Source organism: Bacillus xiapuensis, assembly GCF_002797355.1.
Classification (GTDB): Bacteria; Bacillota; Bacilli; order Bacillales; family Domibacillaceae; genus Bacillus_CE; species Bacillus_CE xiapuensis.
Genome location: NZ_KZ454940.1, coordinates 465,925 through 481,354, shown reverse-complemented (window position 1 = coordinate 481,354; position 15,430 = coordinate 465,925). Strand labels below are relative to the sequence as shown.

At 49.3% G+C, this 15,430-nt stretch carries 11 protein-coding genes; 10 read left to right on the top strand and 1 reads right to left on the bottom strand.

Annotated elements, in window-relative coordinates:
* The first annotated feature begins 4 nt into the window (after nucleotides 1-4).
* Complete coding sequence (gene argS, locus CEF20_RS13910) at nucleotides 5-1,675, top strand: arginine--tRNA ligase (RefSeq protein ID WP_100332507.1); 1,671 nt, start codon at nucleotides 5-7, stop codon at nucleotides 1,673-1,675.
* A 78-nt stretch (nucleotides 1,676-1,753) separates the two neighbouring features.
* On the opposite strand, the gene CEF20_RS13905 is transcribed toward argS, so the two are convergent.
* Entirely contained in the window at nucleotides 1,754-2,947 is a 1,194-nt protein-coding gene (locus tag CEF20_RS13905) for a phospholipase D-like domain-containing protein (RefSeq protein ID WP_100332506.1), read from the bottom strand.
* 212 nt (nucleotides 2,948-3,159) lie between these two features.
* Here CEF20_RS13905 and CEF20_RS13900 point away from each other — a divergent pair, with 212 nt between their 5' ends.
* The 9 genes from CEF20_RS13900 to rpoE all read left to right on the top strand — a co-directional run bounded on the left by CEF20_RS13900 (nucleotide 3,160) and on the right by rpoE (nucleotide 15,311).
* On the top strand, nucleotides 3,160-5,391 hold the full coding sequence (locus CEF20_RS13900; RefSeq protein WP_100332505.1) for a (Fe-S)-binding protein: 2,232 nt from the start codon (nucleotides 3,160-3,162) through the stop codon (nucleotides 5,389-5,391).
* Between the two features lie 223 nt (nucleotides 5,392-5,614).
* Nucleotides 5,615-6,799, top strand: a complete 1,185-nt coding sequence (locus CEF20_RS13895; protein ID WP_100332504.1) for an acetyl-CoA C-acetyltransferase — start codon at nucleotides 5,615-5,617, stop codon at nucleotides 6,797-6,799.
* 57 nt (nucleotides 6,800-6,856) lie between these two features.
* Nucleotides 6,857-7,708, top strand: coding sequence for a 3-hydroxybutyryl-CoA dehydrogenase (locus CEF20_RS13890; RefSeq protein WP_100332882.1), 852 nt, complete (start codon nucleotides 6,857-6,859; stop codon nucleotides 7,706-7,708).
* Between the two features lie 28 nt (nucleotides 7,709-7,736).
* Complete coding sequence (locus CEF20_RS13885) at nucleotides 7,737-8,891, top strand: acyl-CoA dehydrogenase (protein ID WP_100332503.1); 1,155 nt, start codon at nucleotides 7,737-7,739, stop codon at nucleotides 8,889-8,891.
* Nucleotide 8,892: 1 nt separating this feature from the next.
* The gene (locus tag CEF20_RS13880; protein ID WP_100332502.1) at nucleotides 8,893-10,032 is read left to right on the top strand and encodes an acyl-CoA dehydrogenase; all 1,140 of its coding nucleotides are present in this window, start codon (nucleotides 8,893-8,895) and stop codon (nucleotides 10,030-10,032) included.
* A 320-nt stretch (nucleotides 10,033-10,352) separates the two neighbouring features.
* Nucleotides 10,353-10,991 carry a TetR/AcrR family transcriptional regulator gene (locus CEF20_RS13875; protein WP_232713540.1) on the top strand — a complete coding sequence of 213 codons (639 nt, stop codon included), beginning with the start codon at nucleotides 10,353-10,355 and terminating at the stop codon, nucleotides 10,989-10,991.
* A 12-nt stretch (nucleotides 10,992-11,003) separates the two neighbouring features.
* The gene (gene icmF, locus CEF20_RS13870) at nucleotides 11,004-14,273 is read left to right on the top strand and encodes a fused isobutyryl-CoA mutase/GTPase IcmF (RefSeq protein WP_100332501.1); all 3,270 of its coding nucleotides are present in this window, start codon (nucleotides 11,004-11,006) and stop codon (nucleotides 14,271-14,273) included.
* Nucleotides 14,274-14,479: 206 nt separating this feature from the next.
* Nucleotides 14,480-14,683 (top strand): hypothetical protein, encoded by a 204-nt coding sequence (locus CEF20_RS13865; protein WP_100332500.1) that lies wholly within the window; start codon nucleotides 14,480-14,482, stop codon nucleotides 14,681-14,683.
* A gap of 97 nt (nucleotides 14,684-14,780) precedes the next feature.
* On the top strand, nucleotides 14,781-15,311 hold the full coding sequence (gene rpoE / locus CEF20_RS13860; protein ID WP_100332499.1) for a DNA-directed RNA polymerase subunit delta: 531 nt from the start codon (nucleotides 14,781-14,783) through the stop codon (nucleotides 15,309-15,311).
* The last annotated feature ends 119 nt before the right edge of the window (nucleotides 15,312-15,430 follow it).

Genomic DNA, 15,430 nt, shown 5'->3' with positions numbered 1-15,430 from the left:
CGGGATGAATATTGCGGAAAAAGTACAGGAAGCGTTAAGAAAAGAAGTGAAATCGGCGGTTATTCAATCTGGGCTGGCGAAGGAGGAAGACATTCCGGAAGTTATTTTGGAGACGCCAAAGGATAAGGAGCATGGAGATTACTCAACCAACATGGCCATGCAGCTGACGCGCATCGCCAAAAAAGCGCCGCGCGCGATTGCCGAAGACATCGTTGCGAACTTTGACCAAACGAAGGCCTCCATCGAGAAAATTGACATAGCCGGACCGGGCTTTATCAACTTTTACATGAACAATCAGTATTTGACGGAAATCGTGCCGGCTGTTCTGAGAGAAGGAGAAGATTACGGCCGCACGAATGCCGGCAACCATCAAAAAGTTCAAGTGGAGTTTGTCTCCGCTAACCCGACAGGCGATCTGCATTTAGGCCACGCTCGCGGAGCGGCAGTGGGGGATTCTCTCTGCAATGTCCTTGAGAAGGCTGGCTATGATGTGACGAGGGAGTATTATATTAACGATGCCGGCAATCAAATCCATAATTTAGCTTTATCGGTAGAAGCTCGTTATTTTCAAGCGCTGGGCATGGAGAAAGAGATGCCTGCTGATGGATATCATGGCCAGGATATTGTAAAAATCGGCCAGCAATTAGCGGAAGAGTTTGGCGATCAATTCATGAAGATGAGTGATAAAGAGCGCTATCAAACATTCAGAACGCACGGATTGAAATATGAAATGGCCAAGCTGCAGACCGATTTGGAAAACTTCCGCGTGGCGTTTGACGTTTGGTATTCGGAAACCTCTCTGTATGAGAGCGGAAAAATTGACGAGGCATTAGCGGCATTGCGCGAAAAAGGCTACATCTACGAAAAAGATGGCGCTGTCTGGTTCCGTTCCACTGATTTTGGCGATGACAAAGACCGCGTGCTTATCAAAAAGGATGGCTCTTACACCTACTTAACGCCGGATATCGCCTACCATAAAGATAAATTCGACCGCGGCCATGAAAAGGTGATTAATATTTGGGGAGCGGATCATCACGGCTATATTCCGCGGATGAAGGCGGCTGTGGAAGCGCTCGGCTATCGGGCGGATAATCTGGAGGTCGAAGTCATTCAGCTCGTTCACTTATACAAAAACGGCGAGAAAATGAAGATGAGCAAACGGACAGGAAAAGCGGTCACAATGCGTGAGCTTGTCGAAGAAGTGGGTCTGGATGCGGTGCGTTACTTCTTCGCCATGAGAAGCGGCGATACGCACATGGATTTTGATTTAGACTTAGCCGTTTCTCAATCGAATGAAAATCCCGTTTACTACGCGCAATACGCACATGCCCGCATCAGCAGCATCTTGCGCCAAGGCGAAGAACAGGGATTTAAGCTGAGCGCCGATGCGGATCTGTCGCTGCTCGGAGCCGAAAAAGAAATCGATCTATTAAAGAAAATGGCCGACTTCCCGCAAGTGGTGGCGGAAGCGGCAGAAAAGCGCATTCCGCACCGGATCCCCAACTACATTCAAGAGCTGGCGGCGGCATTCCACAGCTTCTACAACGCCGAAAAGGTGCTTGATGCTTCCAATAAGGCACTATCTGAATCACGCTTGGCGCTGATTAGAGCGGTACAAATCACACTGAAAAACGCTTTGCAGCTGATTGGCGTTTCCGCTCCGGAAAAAATGTAATCAAAAGCATCCGCAGAAGGGATGAAATAAGCAAAGAAAGGCTTTCCTGTTTCAGTGGAAAAAGCCTTTTTCTGCTTGTCATAAAAAGGCGCGCACAACCGAAGCAGCTTGTTCTTTCAGGCGCTCGCTGGCCGGCAGCCGCTGCAGCTTTTGGCGGGTGATAGGCTGTGACTGGCTGATGTCCTTTTCGATTACGGGCTTGACCTGCTCTTTAATAAAGGCGGTACTGAAAATAAAGCAGTTGCATTCTTCATTCGTGAGCTGGCTGCGCTGATCGAAGTTCGCCGTGCCGATATCAACGATCCGGTCATCAAAGTTAATGATCTTCGCGTGAAAGAATCCATTTTCAAAGAAATACACGCGAACATTCTCATAGTCAAGCAAACGGCGCAAATAAGGATAGGATGCTTGCTTGACGAGCGGATGATCCGCATGACCCGGCAATAAAATGGTGATGGCCACGCCTCTTTCCAGCGCATTCAGCAGCTGATCAAAGACCGGCTTCGTCGGGATGAAGTAAGGGGTGCCGATAAAAATCGACCGTTTCGCTTGGCGGATGCACGAAATCAGCTTCTTTTCCAGCTCGCCGTTTCGCGAAGGCATGGTCCGGTGCTCCACGGCATTTTGCGTTTGAGTTTTTTCATAAGAGGCGCTTGGCTCCAGTGACGGGCGGCCTTCTTGATTCCAATCTGCCAGAAACTCTTCCTCTATATCCTGCACGCCCTCACCGGTGAATCGCAGATGAAAATCGCGCCACGGGGACAGCTGCGGCTTAGGGCTCTGGTTCACGTATTCGCGCCCGACATTAAACCCGCCGATATATCCGATGCGGTTATCTATGACGGTGATTTTCCGGTGGTTGCGGCAATGCAGCGAATGAAAGAAAAATGGAAAGCGCGGTTTGCTGGAGAAATCGGCGATAACGCCTGAACGCTTCAGATCATCAAGGACCGGCTTTTTAACTTTATGGCTGCCAAGCCAATCCATCAATAAATAAACCTCGACACCCGACTGCGCTTTCTGTTTGAGCAAAGAAAAGAAGGATTGGCTAAACTGATCGTCCTTTACAATATAGAATTCGCACAAGATCCGGTGTCTGGCTTGCTTCATTTCCGCAAACAGCTGGTCAAATAATTCAGGGCCGCTGCTGTAAAAGGTCACATGGCTGTTTCTTCGAGGATACAAGCGGCCAGCAGCGGCCTGTTTTCGGCCAAAGTAAAGATCCGAACCGATCCATACCAATAGAATAGAGAGCCCGGCAATCCACCACATCAGTGATCCTCCTCCCCGGAATTTATTTGCTGTTTAGCCTTCCCCAAAAAGCGAATAATCCTCTCTTTTAGCTTATTTTTTGAAAATTTTTAAATAAGCAGTTGACTGAATGCTCATTCACTATATAATGGAGATATAACATTCAGAATTTTTTTTATGTTCTTTATTATCGGGTTGGAAGAGGTGTTTTAGAAAGGAGTGGAAGAAAGGCAATGAACGGTCTATTATGGATTAACTTAGCGGCTTCCGTTTTTGTAATCGCTTACGGTATTTATTTGTTTGTTTATTTATTGAAAACCCGCTACAGCTATATTCAATTGGGCAAGAAGGAAGAGTTTGACCATAATGTGAAAGAGCGGCTGCGAAATATTTGGATCTATGTGTTCGGTCAAAAGAAATTGCTTAAAGACAAGCAGAGCGGCGCCATCCATGTGATGTTTTTTTACGGATTTCTGCTGGTGCAGCTCGGCGCGATTGACTTTATTATAAAGGGGATTGTACCCGGCGCCCATTTGCCGCTCGGACCGCTGTATGGCGGCTTTAAATTTTTTCAAGAAATCGTGACGCTCATCATTTTAGCAGCGGTCGTTTGGGCTTTTCACCGCCGCTATATTGAGAAGCTTGTCCGGCTGAAGCGGGGCTGGAAAAACGGCCTCGTGCTCATTTTCATCGGCTCACTGATGCTGTCTGTTCTTGTCGGCAATGGCATGGACTTGATTTGGCACGAGGGGCCGGACGTTCAGTGGACGGGAATGGAGCCGGTTGCTTCAGGGATTGCTGCAGCGCTGGCAGGAATCGGAGAAACGGCAGCCATCGTCCTTTTCTACGTCTCCTGGTGGGTGCATTTATTGGTCCTTTTAGCGTTCCTTGTATATGTGCCGCAGTCCAAGCATGCGCATTTAATAGCTGGACCGGCAAATGTCTATTTTCACCGCTTGGATAAAGCGGGGACGCTAAAGCTGATCGACTTTGAAGATGAATCGCAGGAATCCTTCGGTGTGGGGGACATTCGCGATTTTACTCAATTGCAAATGATTGATTTTTATGCATGTGTAGAGTGCGGGCGCTGTACAAATATGTGCCCGGCAACCGGAACGGGAAAAATGCTGTCGCCGATGGATCTGATAGTGAAAATGCGCGACCATTTAACCATGACGGGAGCAGTTGTCACCTCGAAGCAGCCATGGGTGCCGGCATTCTCCTTTTCGGGAACGAAAGGGAATCAGCTGGCGAAGGCCAGCGCGGCAAGCGGCGGCGGAGCGCAAGCGGCGGCGGAGCTGTACAATCCGCGCTTGATCGGTGATGTCATCACGGAAGAGGAGATCTGGGCTTGCACGACTTGCCGAAACTGTGAAGATCAGTGTCCGGTTATGAATGAGCATGTCGACAAAATCATTGATTTGCGCCGCTATCTCGTGCTGACGGAAGGCAGAATGGACTCCGAAGCTCAGCGTGCCATGCAAAGCATTGAGCGTCAAGGAAACCCGTGGGGGCTGAACCGCAAAGAGAAGGAAAAATGGCGGGATGAGCGCGAGGATGTAAACGTGCCTACCGTCAAGGAAATGAAGAAAGCGGGAGAAGAGTTTGAGTATTTGCTTTGGGTCGGCTCCATGGGGGCGTTCGATAATCGCAGTCAAAAAATCGCTTTATCCTTCGCGAAATTATTAAATGAAGCGAAGGTGAAATTTGCTGTTCTAGGCAATCGGGAGAAGAATTCCGGGGATACGCCGCGCCGGCTTGGAAATGAATTTCTATTCCAGGAGCTGGCGACAGCCAATATTGCCGAATTCGAAAAACATGAAGTCAAGAAAATCGTGACAATTGATCCTCACGCCTATAATATTTTCAAAAATGAGTATCCGGATTTAGGGTTTAAAGCGGAAGTATATCATCATACCGAGCTGCTTAACAAGCTGATTCAAGAAGGCCGCTTAAAGCCGCAGCATGAAGTAAATGAAGCAATCACCTTCCATGATTCATGCTATCTGGGCCGCTATAATGAAGTGTATGACCCGCCGCGTGAAATCTTGAAGTCCATTCCGGGTGTTAAGCTGGTGGAGATGGAGCGCCGCCGCGAAACGGGAATGTGCTGCGGCGCCGGCGGAGGACTGATGTGGATGGAGGAAGATACGGGGCACCGGGTAAATGTGGCGCGCACTGAGCAGGCGCTGGCCGTGAACCCGTCTGTCATCAGCACTGGCTGTCCTTACTGCTTGACGATGCTTTCCGATGGAACGAAAGCAAAGGAAGTGGAAGATCAAGTGGCCACTTATGATGTCGCCGAGCTGTTAGAGAAAGCGGTGTTTGGTCCGAAAAAAGCGGCGGAAATACCGCCAATAGAGAAGCGAAAGCCAGCTGTGACCGCCGAGGCGGAGCAGGCGCAAGAGGAGAAAGCTGCCGTCCTTGCGGAAACAGCCTCCGCGGAGGAGAAAGAGCGAAAGTAAAAAGGATAAGAAGGCGGAGCGGATATGGAATGAGCCGCTCCGCTGCTGAATATATTTTTTGAATCTTCTGTATAGAGCTTCAATTTTTCTTTGTTTTACTTTACAATAATGGAAGAAGATAGAAGGGGCAGGGGATGTCCCTTCTCTTGCGGCATTTTTTCGAGCGAGCGTTCAGTCAGAGTTGTAAACGTTTACTTATCCTAATTTTGAGGAGGAAGAAGCTATGGCGAAAACAGTGATTATAGACGGGGCACGCACGCCTTTCGGAAAGTTCGGGGGAGCTTTCCGTCCGATGACCGCCTCGCAGCTTGGCGGGGCAGCGATCAAGGAAGCGTTAAAACGGGCGAATATCAGCCCAGAGCAGGTGGACGAAGTGATTATGGGAAATGTTCTTCAAGCGGGTCAGGGACAGATCCCGTCGAGGCAGGCTGCCAGAGAAGCCGACATCCCGTGGGAAGTGAAAACGGAAACGGTCAATAAAGTATGTGCTTCCGGGCTGCGCAGCGTGACGCTTGCCGATCAGATCATCCGCGCGGGCGATGAAGAAGTGATTGTAGCAGGCGGAATGGAGTCGATGTCCAATACACCTTACGCTTTGCCGAAAGGACGATGGGGATTAAGGATGGGCGATGCGCCGCTGGTTGACTTAATGATTGCTGATGGGTTGTCCTGCAGCTTTACAGGCGTGCATATGGGAACATACGGAAACGAGACAGCAGCCGAATTCAGCATATCCCGTGAAGAGCAGGACGAATGGGCGGTGCGCAGTCATCAAAAGGCCATTGAGGCGATCGCAGCCGGCAAAATGGCAGAAGAGATTGTCGCCGTGGAAGTGCCTCAGCGCAAAGGGGAAGCGGTCACTGTTCATCAGGATGAAGCTCCGCGCCAGGATACGGCGAAAGAAGTGCTGGCTAAGCTTCGCCCGGCTTTTGGAAAAGAGGGAACGATCACAGCGGGCAATGCGCCAGGCATTAATGACGGAGCTGGCGCGCTCGTGCTTATGAACGAGGAGCGGGCGAAGAAAGAAGGACGCAAGCCGCTCGCAACGATTATGGCCCACGCCGAAGTGGCTGTGGAAGCAAAGGATTTTCCACAAACGCCGGGGTTAGTCATTAATGAAATCCTGAAAAAAACGGGGAAATCGCTGCAGGACATCGATCTCTTTGAAATTAATGAAGCCTTTGCGGCGGTTGCGCTGGCCAGCGGCAAAATTGCCGGCTTGGATTTGGAAAAGGTCAATGTGAACGGCGGGGCCGTTGCGCTCGGCCATCCGATTGGAGCGAGCGGGACGAGAATCATTTTAACGCTTGCGTATGAACTGAAGCGCCGGGGCGGCGGCGTTGGAATCGCGGCCATTTGCAGCGGCGGCGGCCAAGGGGATGCCATTATGATTGAAGTGCAGGGATAACAGCTTCTAAGCGGAGGAGAACGGTACGAACAAATAATGAAGGGCGGAGGGGAAAGGATGAAAGTCAAAAAGATTATGGTCATCGGCGCCGGACAGATGGGCTCCGGCATCGCACAGGTTTGTGCACAAGCCGGCTACGAGCTGGTGTTAAATGATGTAAAGGATAAACATTTGGAGCGGGGACTGGAAGTGATTCAAAGGAATTTATCCCGTCAAGTAGAGAAGGGGCGCATGACGGAAAGGGAGAAGGAAGAAGTGCTGGGCCGTATTGTCCGCTCGACGGATCTGCAAGATGCCAAGGAGGTCGAGCTTGTAATCGAAGCAGCGGTTGAAAACATGGAGGTTAAGCGTCAGATTTTTGCCCAGCTGGATGATTTTGCGCCGGATCATGCCATATTAGCTTCCAATACTTCTTCTCTGCCTATTACAGAAATTGCGGCGGCAACGAATCGGCCTGAACAAGTGATCGGCATGCATTTCATGAACCCTGTGCCGGTCATGAAGCTGGTGGAGATTATCCGCGGGCTGGCAACGGCGGATGAAGTGTACAAAACCATTGAACAGATCACTCATACGCTCGGCAAGGTGCCAGTGGAAGTCAATGATTTTCCGGGATTTGTCTCCAACCGCATCTTAATGCCGATGATCAACGAAGCCGTTTATACCTTGTATGAAGGGGTGGCGACGAAAGAGGCGATTGATGAAGTCATGAAGCTGGGGATGAATCATCCGATGGGGCCGTTAACGCTGGCTGACTTTATCGGTCTTGATACATGCCTCTATATCATGGAAATTCTGCATGACGGATTCGGCGATGATAAATATCGCCCCTGCCCGCTGCTAAGAAAGTATGTAAAGGCGGGGTGGCTCGGAAGAAAGTCCGGCCGCGGCTTCTACCGTTACGAATAAGAGCAGGGAACAACAGGGGGGATCAATCATGGAATGGCGTTTGACAGAAGAGCAAGAAATGATGAGGAAAATAGTGAGGGATTTTGCTAGAGCGGAGATCAGCCCGCGGATTGAGCGCATGGAAGAGGGGGTATTTCCCCGCGAGATCCTAGACAAGATGGCAAATCTCGGTCTGTTGGGGATCACGGTGCCGCAAGCATACGGCGGCAGTGGGATGGACTTTGTTTCTTATATTATGGCCATTCATGAGTTATCGAAGGTGAGCGCCACCATCGGCGTGATTTTGTCCGTTCATACGTCCGTGGGCACAAATCCGATTCTTTACTTCGGAACAGAGCAGCAAAAGCAAAAGTACGTGCCCAAACTGGCAGCAGGCGAATATTTGGGAGCATTCTGTTTGACTGAGCCCGGTGCCGGTTCGGATGCGGCTGGCTTGAAGACGCGGGCGCTTAAAAAAGGGAATCAGTATATTGTCAACGGCTCTAAAGTATTTATTACCAACGGGGGAGAAGCGGATACATATATTGTTTTTGCTTCCACTGATCCAGAAGCGGGAAGCAAAGGGATTTCCGCTTTTATTGTTGAAAAGAATACGCCTGGATTTTTGGTCGGCAAGGACGAAAAGAAGATGGGACTGCATGGATCAAGAACCGTTCAGCTGACATTTGAAGATATGAAAGTCCCGGCTGAGAACCTGCTTGGGAGAGAAGGAGAGGGTTTTAAAATAGCCCTGGCCAACTTAGACACCGGCCGAATCGGCATTGCCGCTCAGTCATTAGGCATCGCTGAAGCAGCATTTACAGAAGCCGTTCAGTATGCGAGGGAACGCCGGCAGTTCGGCAAACCGATTGCCGCTCAGCAAGGGATTGCTTTTAAGCTGGCCGACATGGCCGCAAATGTGGAGGCTGCGAGGCTGCTCGTGTACCGGGCTGCCAGTATGCGCGCTCAAGGATTGCCATGCAGCAAGGAAGCTTCCATGGCCAAGCTCTTCGCCTCTAAAACTGCGGTAGAAACGTCGATCGAAGCGCTTCAAGTGCATGGCGGCTACGGCTACACGAAGGATTACGCAGTGGAACGCTATTTGAGAGATGCAAAGGTAACGGAAATTTATGAAGGTACAAGTGAAATCCAGAAGCTTGTGATCAGCAAACATTTATTGAATTCAAAAGGGCGGGGGAAATGAAATGAACTTCCAATTATCAGAAGAACACGAAATGATACGCAAGATGGTGCGTGACTTTGCCAAAAACGAAGTAGAGCCGACAGCGGCAGAACGGGATGAAGAAGAACGTTTTGATCCAGAGCTGTTCCGGAAAATGGCCGATCTTGGCTTGACCGGTATCCCGTGGCCGGAAGAGTACGGCGGCATCGGCAGCGATTATTTAGCTTACTGCATTGCAGTGGAAGAATTATCGCGCATCTGTGCTTCCACGGGGGTTACCTTATCGGCTCACACCTCTTTAGCGGGCTGGCCTGTCTACAAATTCGGTACAGAAGAGCAAAAACAAACATATTTAAAGCCGATGGCGCAGGGGGAGAAAATGGGCGCATACGGCTTAACGGAGCCCGGGTCCGGTTCAGATGCGGGCAGCATGAAGACAATGGCTCGCTTGGAAGGGGACGAATATATTTTAAACGGTTCCAAAATCTTCATTACGAACGGCGGCATTGCGGATATTTACATCGTATTTGCCTTGACTGATCCAGCATCGAAGCACCGCGGAACGACCGCTTTTATCGTTGAAAAGGATTTCCCGGGATTTTCCGTCGGCAAAAAAGAAAAGAAGCTCGGCATTCGTTCCTCCCCGACAACGGAGATTATATTTGAAGATTGCCGCGTGCCCAAAGAGAACGTGCTGGGAGAAGAAGGTGACGGCTTTAAAGTGGCGATGATGACGTTAGACGGCGGCCGAAATGGAATTGCCGCTCAAGCGGTCGGCATTGCTCAAGGGGCCCTTGACGCAGCCGTTGATTATGCGAAGGAAAGAAAGCAATTCGGCAAGCCCATCGCAGCTAATCAAGGCATTTCGTTTAAGCTGGCTGACATGGCTACAGCGATCGAAGCCTCCCGCTTGCTGACATATCAAGCGGCATGGCTGGAATCACAAGGCATGCCGTACGGCAAAGAATCGGCTATGTCCAAACTGATGGCCGGCGACACCGCCATGAAAGTGACAACAGAAGCCGTACAAATCTTTGGCGGCTACGGCTATACGAAGGACTATCCGGTCGAGCGCTATATGCGTGATGCCAAGATCACTCAAATCTACGAGGGCACCCAAGAAATTCAGCGTCTCGTGATCTCCAGAATGCTAACTAAATAAAAAAAATCTTCAAGCGGTGGGGTTTGTCATTCACCCCGCTGCTGATAAGAAGAACAAAGGCTATGGCCGCAGCGTTCTGCTGCGATGCCTTTGTCACATGCATCCTGCAGTCTTGAACGACTCGGGCTTTTAAGGTGCCTTTATCCCCCGCTCCACTCTTGAAGGGGGGAGATAAGGGCTCTTGCTTGCAGGGGTAAAGAAAAGCGGCAAAACAGCAAGAAAGCCGAAGAAGGACCATACAAAGTTTTATAGGCAGAGAAGGAAGAGGGAGCGTTTCTTCTCTCCGCATCTTGCGGTTTTAAAAAAGGCGGTCGATAGAGGTGAATCACAATAAGAGGAAGGTTCATGCATCTGTGAAAGATGAGCAATTAATTGCAAAAAGGCGGGCTGAAATGATCAGAGGAGCGGTCCAGCTTTTTAAGCAGAAAGGCTTTCACCGGACGACAACCCGAGAGATAGCGAGGGCTTCGGGATTCAGCATTGGCACGTTATATGAGTATATCCGGACGAAGGAAGATATTCTTTACCTGGTGTGTGACAGTATTTACGATCAGGTGAAAGACCGGCTGCAAAGAATGGACTTGGAGGCCGGTACACTGGACAGCTTGAAATTAGGTGTCTCCTATTATTTCAAGGTGGTCGATGAGATGCAGGATGAGGTGCTTGTAATGTATCAGGAAGCTAAGTCGCTTTCTAAAGATGCGCTTCCTTATGTGCTGCAAAAAGAGATGGAAATGGTCGGTATGTTTGAAAAGCTGATTCGGCGGTGCGCGGAAAATAAGGAGCTGGCTATGGATGAGCAGACGATTCATATGCTGGCGCACAATATATTCGTTCAAGGGCAGATGTGGGGATTTCGCCGCTGGAGTTTAAGAAAATCATTTACGATTGATGACTATATTGACTTGCAGACGAAGTTGCTTTTTTCCGGGATTAACGGCTTTCAATCCGAGAATTAAGGGGGAACATGCATGAGTCAAACAGGGGAAATTTATAAACCGAAGCATCCGGTCCGCTTTGTCACCGCTTCGAGTCTTTTTGATGGGCATGATGCCTCGATCAATATCATGCGCCGGATTTTGCAGGCGAGTGGAGCGGAAGTGATTCATTTAGGGCATAATCGCTCGGTTGAAGAAGTTGTAAGCGCTGCCATTCAAGAGGATGTCCAGGGGATTGCGGTTTCCTCCTATCAAGGCGGGCACATGGAATACTTTAAATATATATATGATTTACTGAAAGAGAAAGGCTGCGGGTATATTCGGGTATTTGGCGGCGGGGGCGGAGTTATTATTCCTCGGGAAATACAGGAGCTTCATGAGTATGGAATCGCTGGGATCTTTTCTCCGGAGGACGGCCGCCGCTACGGGCTGCAGGGGATGATAAATCGCATGCTTGAAGCCTGTGATTTCTCTCCGCTGACGTATTCCCTCGAGGATCAGCTGGAGAAGCTGTCCCGGGGAGAGATTCCTGCTATAGCTAAGTTCATCACGCTTGCGGAAGAACAAATGCGAGCGGATAATGACGAGCAATCTGCGGCCAGGGAGCTGTTTGACCAGATGGAGGCGATGAGCGGCAAGGCTCCGGTCATCGGCATTACAGGGACAGGGGGCGCTGGGAAGAGCTCCCTGACAGATGAGCTGGTCCGCCGCTTTCTGAATGAATTTCCGGATAAAAAAATCGCCGTTCTTTCGGTTGATCCGACGAAGCAGAAAACCGGCGGCGCATTGCTCGGTGACCGCATCCGCATGAATGCGATTTTCAATGAGCGGGTGTTTATGAGGAGCCTGGCTACAAGAAATGCCCGATCGGAGCTTTCACTGGCCGTAAAAGATGCCATTCGGGCGGTGCAAGCCGCGCGCTATGATTTGATTATGGTGGAAACGAGCGGGATTGGCCAGGGGGATGCCGAGATTGCGGATATCGCCGATGTGTCAATGTATGTGATGACGAGTGAGTTTGGCGCTCCCTCCCAGCTTGAGAAAATTGACATGATCGACTTTGCTGATTTGATCGTCATCAACAAGTTTGAAAGGAAAGGGTCAGAAGATGCCAAGCGGCAAGTGCAAAAGCAATATCAGCGCAGCCGCCTTTTGTTTGACCGTCCGCTGGAGGAAATGCCGGTTTATGGAACGATCGCCAGTCAATTTAATGACAAAGGCACGAATACGCTGTTTGCCGCACTGGTGGCGGCGATCAATGACAAAAAGCAGACGGATTGGGCGACCTCCTACCGCGAAAAGGGAGAAGCGGTTAAGCAACATGTGATCATTCCTAATGAGCGCCGCTATTATTTGCGGGAAATTGCTGAGACCGTGCGGAATTATCATAAGCGGTCAGAGGAGCAAGTGAACGCAGCCCGCCGCCTGTTTCAGCTCGAAGGGACGCTGGAAGAAGCGCGGGCGCAAGCGGCTAGCGAAGAGGTCCTTGAGGTGCTCGAATCATTAAAAGCAGCGGCTGAAGAGCAGCTGACTCCCGAATCCAAGCGAATCCTGCAAGAGTGGCCGGCATTGAAAAAGAAATATAGCGGCAAGGAGCTGGTGACGAAAGTCCGAGATAAAGAAATCGTCACGGAGCTTACGGCAACGAGCCTATCCGGTTTGGCTATTCCAAAAGTAGTGCTGCCGAAATTTGCTGATTACGGAGAAATTCTCCGCTGGGTTTATAAAGAAAATGTGCCGGGAGCCTTTCCGTTTACAGCAGGGGTGTTTCCATTTAAACGAAAAGGGGAGGATCCGAAGCGGCAATTTGCCGGGGAGGGCACACCTGAACGAACGAACCGGCGCTTCCATTATTTATCAAAGGATGAGACCGCTAAGCGTTTAAGCACTGCCTTTGATTCTGTCACCTTGTATGGCGAGGATCCGGACCATCGCCCGGACATTTACGGCAAAGTAGGCGAAAGCGGAGTCAGTGTTTGTACCTTGGAGGATATGAAGAAGCTTTACAGGGGCTTTGATCTGTGCCACCCTTCCACCTCTGTTTCGATGACCATTAATGGACCGGCGCCGATTATTTTAGCGATGTTTATGAACACAGCGATTGATCAGCAGGTGAAGGCGAAGGAGGAGGAGCTGGGCCGAGCTCTCACTGCTGAAGAAACAGCTGACGTGCGGGCCCGTACGCTGCAGACGGTGCGCGGCACGGTGCAGGCTGATATTCTGAAGGAAGACCAGGGGCAAAACACATGCATCTTCTCCACTGAATTTGCTTTGCGCCTCATGGGGGATATTCAGCAGTACTTTATTGACCATTCTGTCCGCAATTATTATTCGGTATCCATCTCGGGATATCACATTGCGGAAGCGGGAGCCAATCCGATTTCACAGCTGGCGTTTACCTTGGCGAACGGGTTTACTTATGTGGAATATTATTTAAGCCGCGGGATGGACATAAACGCTTTCGCTCCGAATCTGTCGTTTTTCTTTTCCAATGGGCTCGATCCGGAGTATACGGTGATCGGCCGCGTGGCGCGCCGCATTTGGGCGGCGGTCATGCGCGATAAATACGGGGCCAACGAGCGCTCGCAGAAATTAAAATATCACGTGCAAACCTCCGGCCGTTCTCTGCATGCGCAGGAAATTGATTTCAATGATATTCGCACAACGCTTCAGGCGCTGATGGCGCTTCAAGATCACTGCAACTCACTCCACACGAATGCCTACGATGAAGCGATCACCACTCCGACGGAAGAATCCGTCCGCCGGGCGATGGCGATTCAGCTGATTATTACGAAGGAGCATGGTTTATCGAAGAGTGAAAATCCGCTTCAAGGTTCATTTATAGTGGAGGAGCTGACCGACTTAGTGGAGAAGGCCGTACTGGAGGAATTTGAAAAGATCAATGACCGCGGCGGAGTGCTGGGGGCGATGGAGACACAGTATCAGCGAGGGAAAATTCAAGAGGAATCGATGCATTATGAAATGCTTAAGCACTCGGGGGAATTGCCCATCATCGGTGTAAATACGTATTTGAATCCCAATCCCCCGACTGAAGAAGAGATCAATAATATGGAACTCGCCCGCGCAACAACGGAAGAGAAAGAACAGCAAATCGCTCATTTGCGTAAATTTCAAGAAAAGCATAAAAAGGAATGCGACAAAGCGATTCAGCGTTTGAAGGAAACGGCTGTGAACGGAGGCAATTTGTTTGCTGAGCTGATGAGCTGTGTGAAAGTGGCAAGTTTGGGCCAAATTACGAAGGCCCTTTACGAGGTCGGAGGACAATACAGAAGAAATATGTAATCAGAGCGGGCCGAAAAGAAGGCATTTATTCTTTTGCGGCCGCTTTTTTTTCTGAAAAAGCGGTTGAATCGGCTGGAAATAGGAAAAAAAGATACAATAAACGTTGGCTTGCACAATTTCTTTACATTATTCCGAAGATTTTCTTTTATAATAGATTCAAAACCGTTTAAAATGAAAGAACGAATGGATGAAAGGGGTGTGGGAAGGTGAAGCAGATAAAGAGCTATTTTTTACTAATGGCTGGTACGGTTATATCCATTTGGCTTTATGACCGGTACCTTGGCTCCATCCCCTTCATCCTTTTTTCTTTATACTTATTTTATAAAGCGTACACAGAAATTAATAAAGAAAGGATGCCCGGCGGCACCGCCGGCAAAGGAGCTTCAGAAGAAAAAGTGAATGAATCCTAACGAAAGTCTGGCATATTGAAAGCAGTTTTGTTTATAATGAAAAATATGACCTTTTTCACTTCAATAGAGTGTGCAAATAGAGAAGGGAAGTGCGGATGTGAATTTAAAGCAGTTGTCTAAAGAAGACAGAAGAGAAATGTCCTTAATTGAAGTGGCTTATGCCATTTTCAAGGAGCAAAAACAGCCCCTTGCGTTTCAAGAGCTTCTTGAACGAATCCAGCAGTTCATGGAACTGAGTGATGCGGAACTGAAGCAGCGCATGGCTCAGTTTTATACAGATCTTAATATTGACGGCAGATTTATTGTTCTGGACGAGAGCCGCTGGGGGCTTCGAAAGTGGTATCCGATTGATCAGCTGGAAGAAGAAGTCGTGCCGACGGTAAAGTCCAAAAAGAAAAAGACGAAAAAAGCGCCGAAAGAAGAGCCGGAATTTGAAGAAGATGTGGATGAAGCGGACGAAGAGCTCGATTTTGATGTGGGCGACATCGATGAATTGAATGATGAATTGGATCTTGATGAAGACGAAGACATTGACGAGTTTGATGAAGAAGAGGAAGAATTTGACGGCGATTTAGTGACAGAAGATGATTATGATCTCGATGAGGATGAAGAAAAAGAGCAAAAATAAAGAAATGAAATCTCTTCTTGACTTATTTTAGCCCAAATTGTAGTATTTTATTTGGGCTCTTAAAGAGATGATGTTTACGTTTATAACGCTCCCTTTACTTATTTTAAGTAAACGGGGCG

Excerpts from the sequence above, each read along its gene's own strand:
- argS (WP_100332507.1), top strand. The coding sequence starts at position 5 with ATGAATATTGCGGAAAAAGTACAGGAAGCGTTAAGAAAAGAAGTGAAA.
- CEF20_RS13905 (WP_100332506.1), bottom strand. The coding sequence starts at position 2,947 with ATGTGGTGGATTGCCGGGCTCTCTATTCTATTGGTATGGATCGGTTCG.
- CEF20_RS13900 (WP_100332505.1), top strand. The coding sequence starts at position 3,160 with ATGAACGGTCTATTATGGATTAACTTAGCGGCTTCCGTTTTTGTAATC.
- CEF20_RS13895 (WP_100332504.1), top strand. The coding sequence starts at position 5,615 with ATGGCGAAAACAGTGATTATAGACGGGGCACGCACGCCTTTCGGAAAG.
- CEF20_RS13890 (WP_100332882.1), top strand. The coding sequence starts at position 6,857 with ATGAAAGTCAAAAAGATTATGGTCATCGGCGCCGGACAGATGGGCTCC.
- CEF20_RS13885 (WP_100332503.1), top strand. The coding sequence starts at position 7,737 with ATGGAATGGCGTTTGACAGAAGAGCAAGAAATGATGAGGAAAATAGTG.
- CEF20_RS13880 (WP_100332502.1), top strand. The coding sequence starts at position 8,893 with ATGAACTTCCAATTATCAGAAGAACACGAAATGATACGCAAGATGGTG.
- icmF (WP_100332501.1), top strand. The coding sequence starts at position 11,004 with ATGAGTCAAACAGGGGAAATTTATAAACCGAAGCATCCGGTCCGCTTT.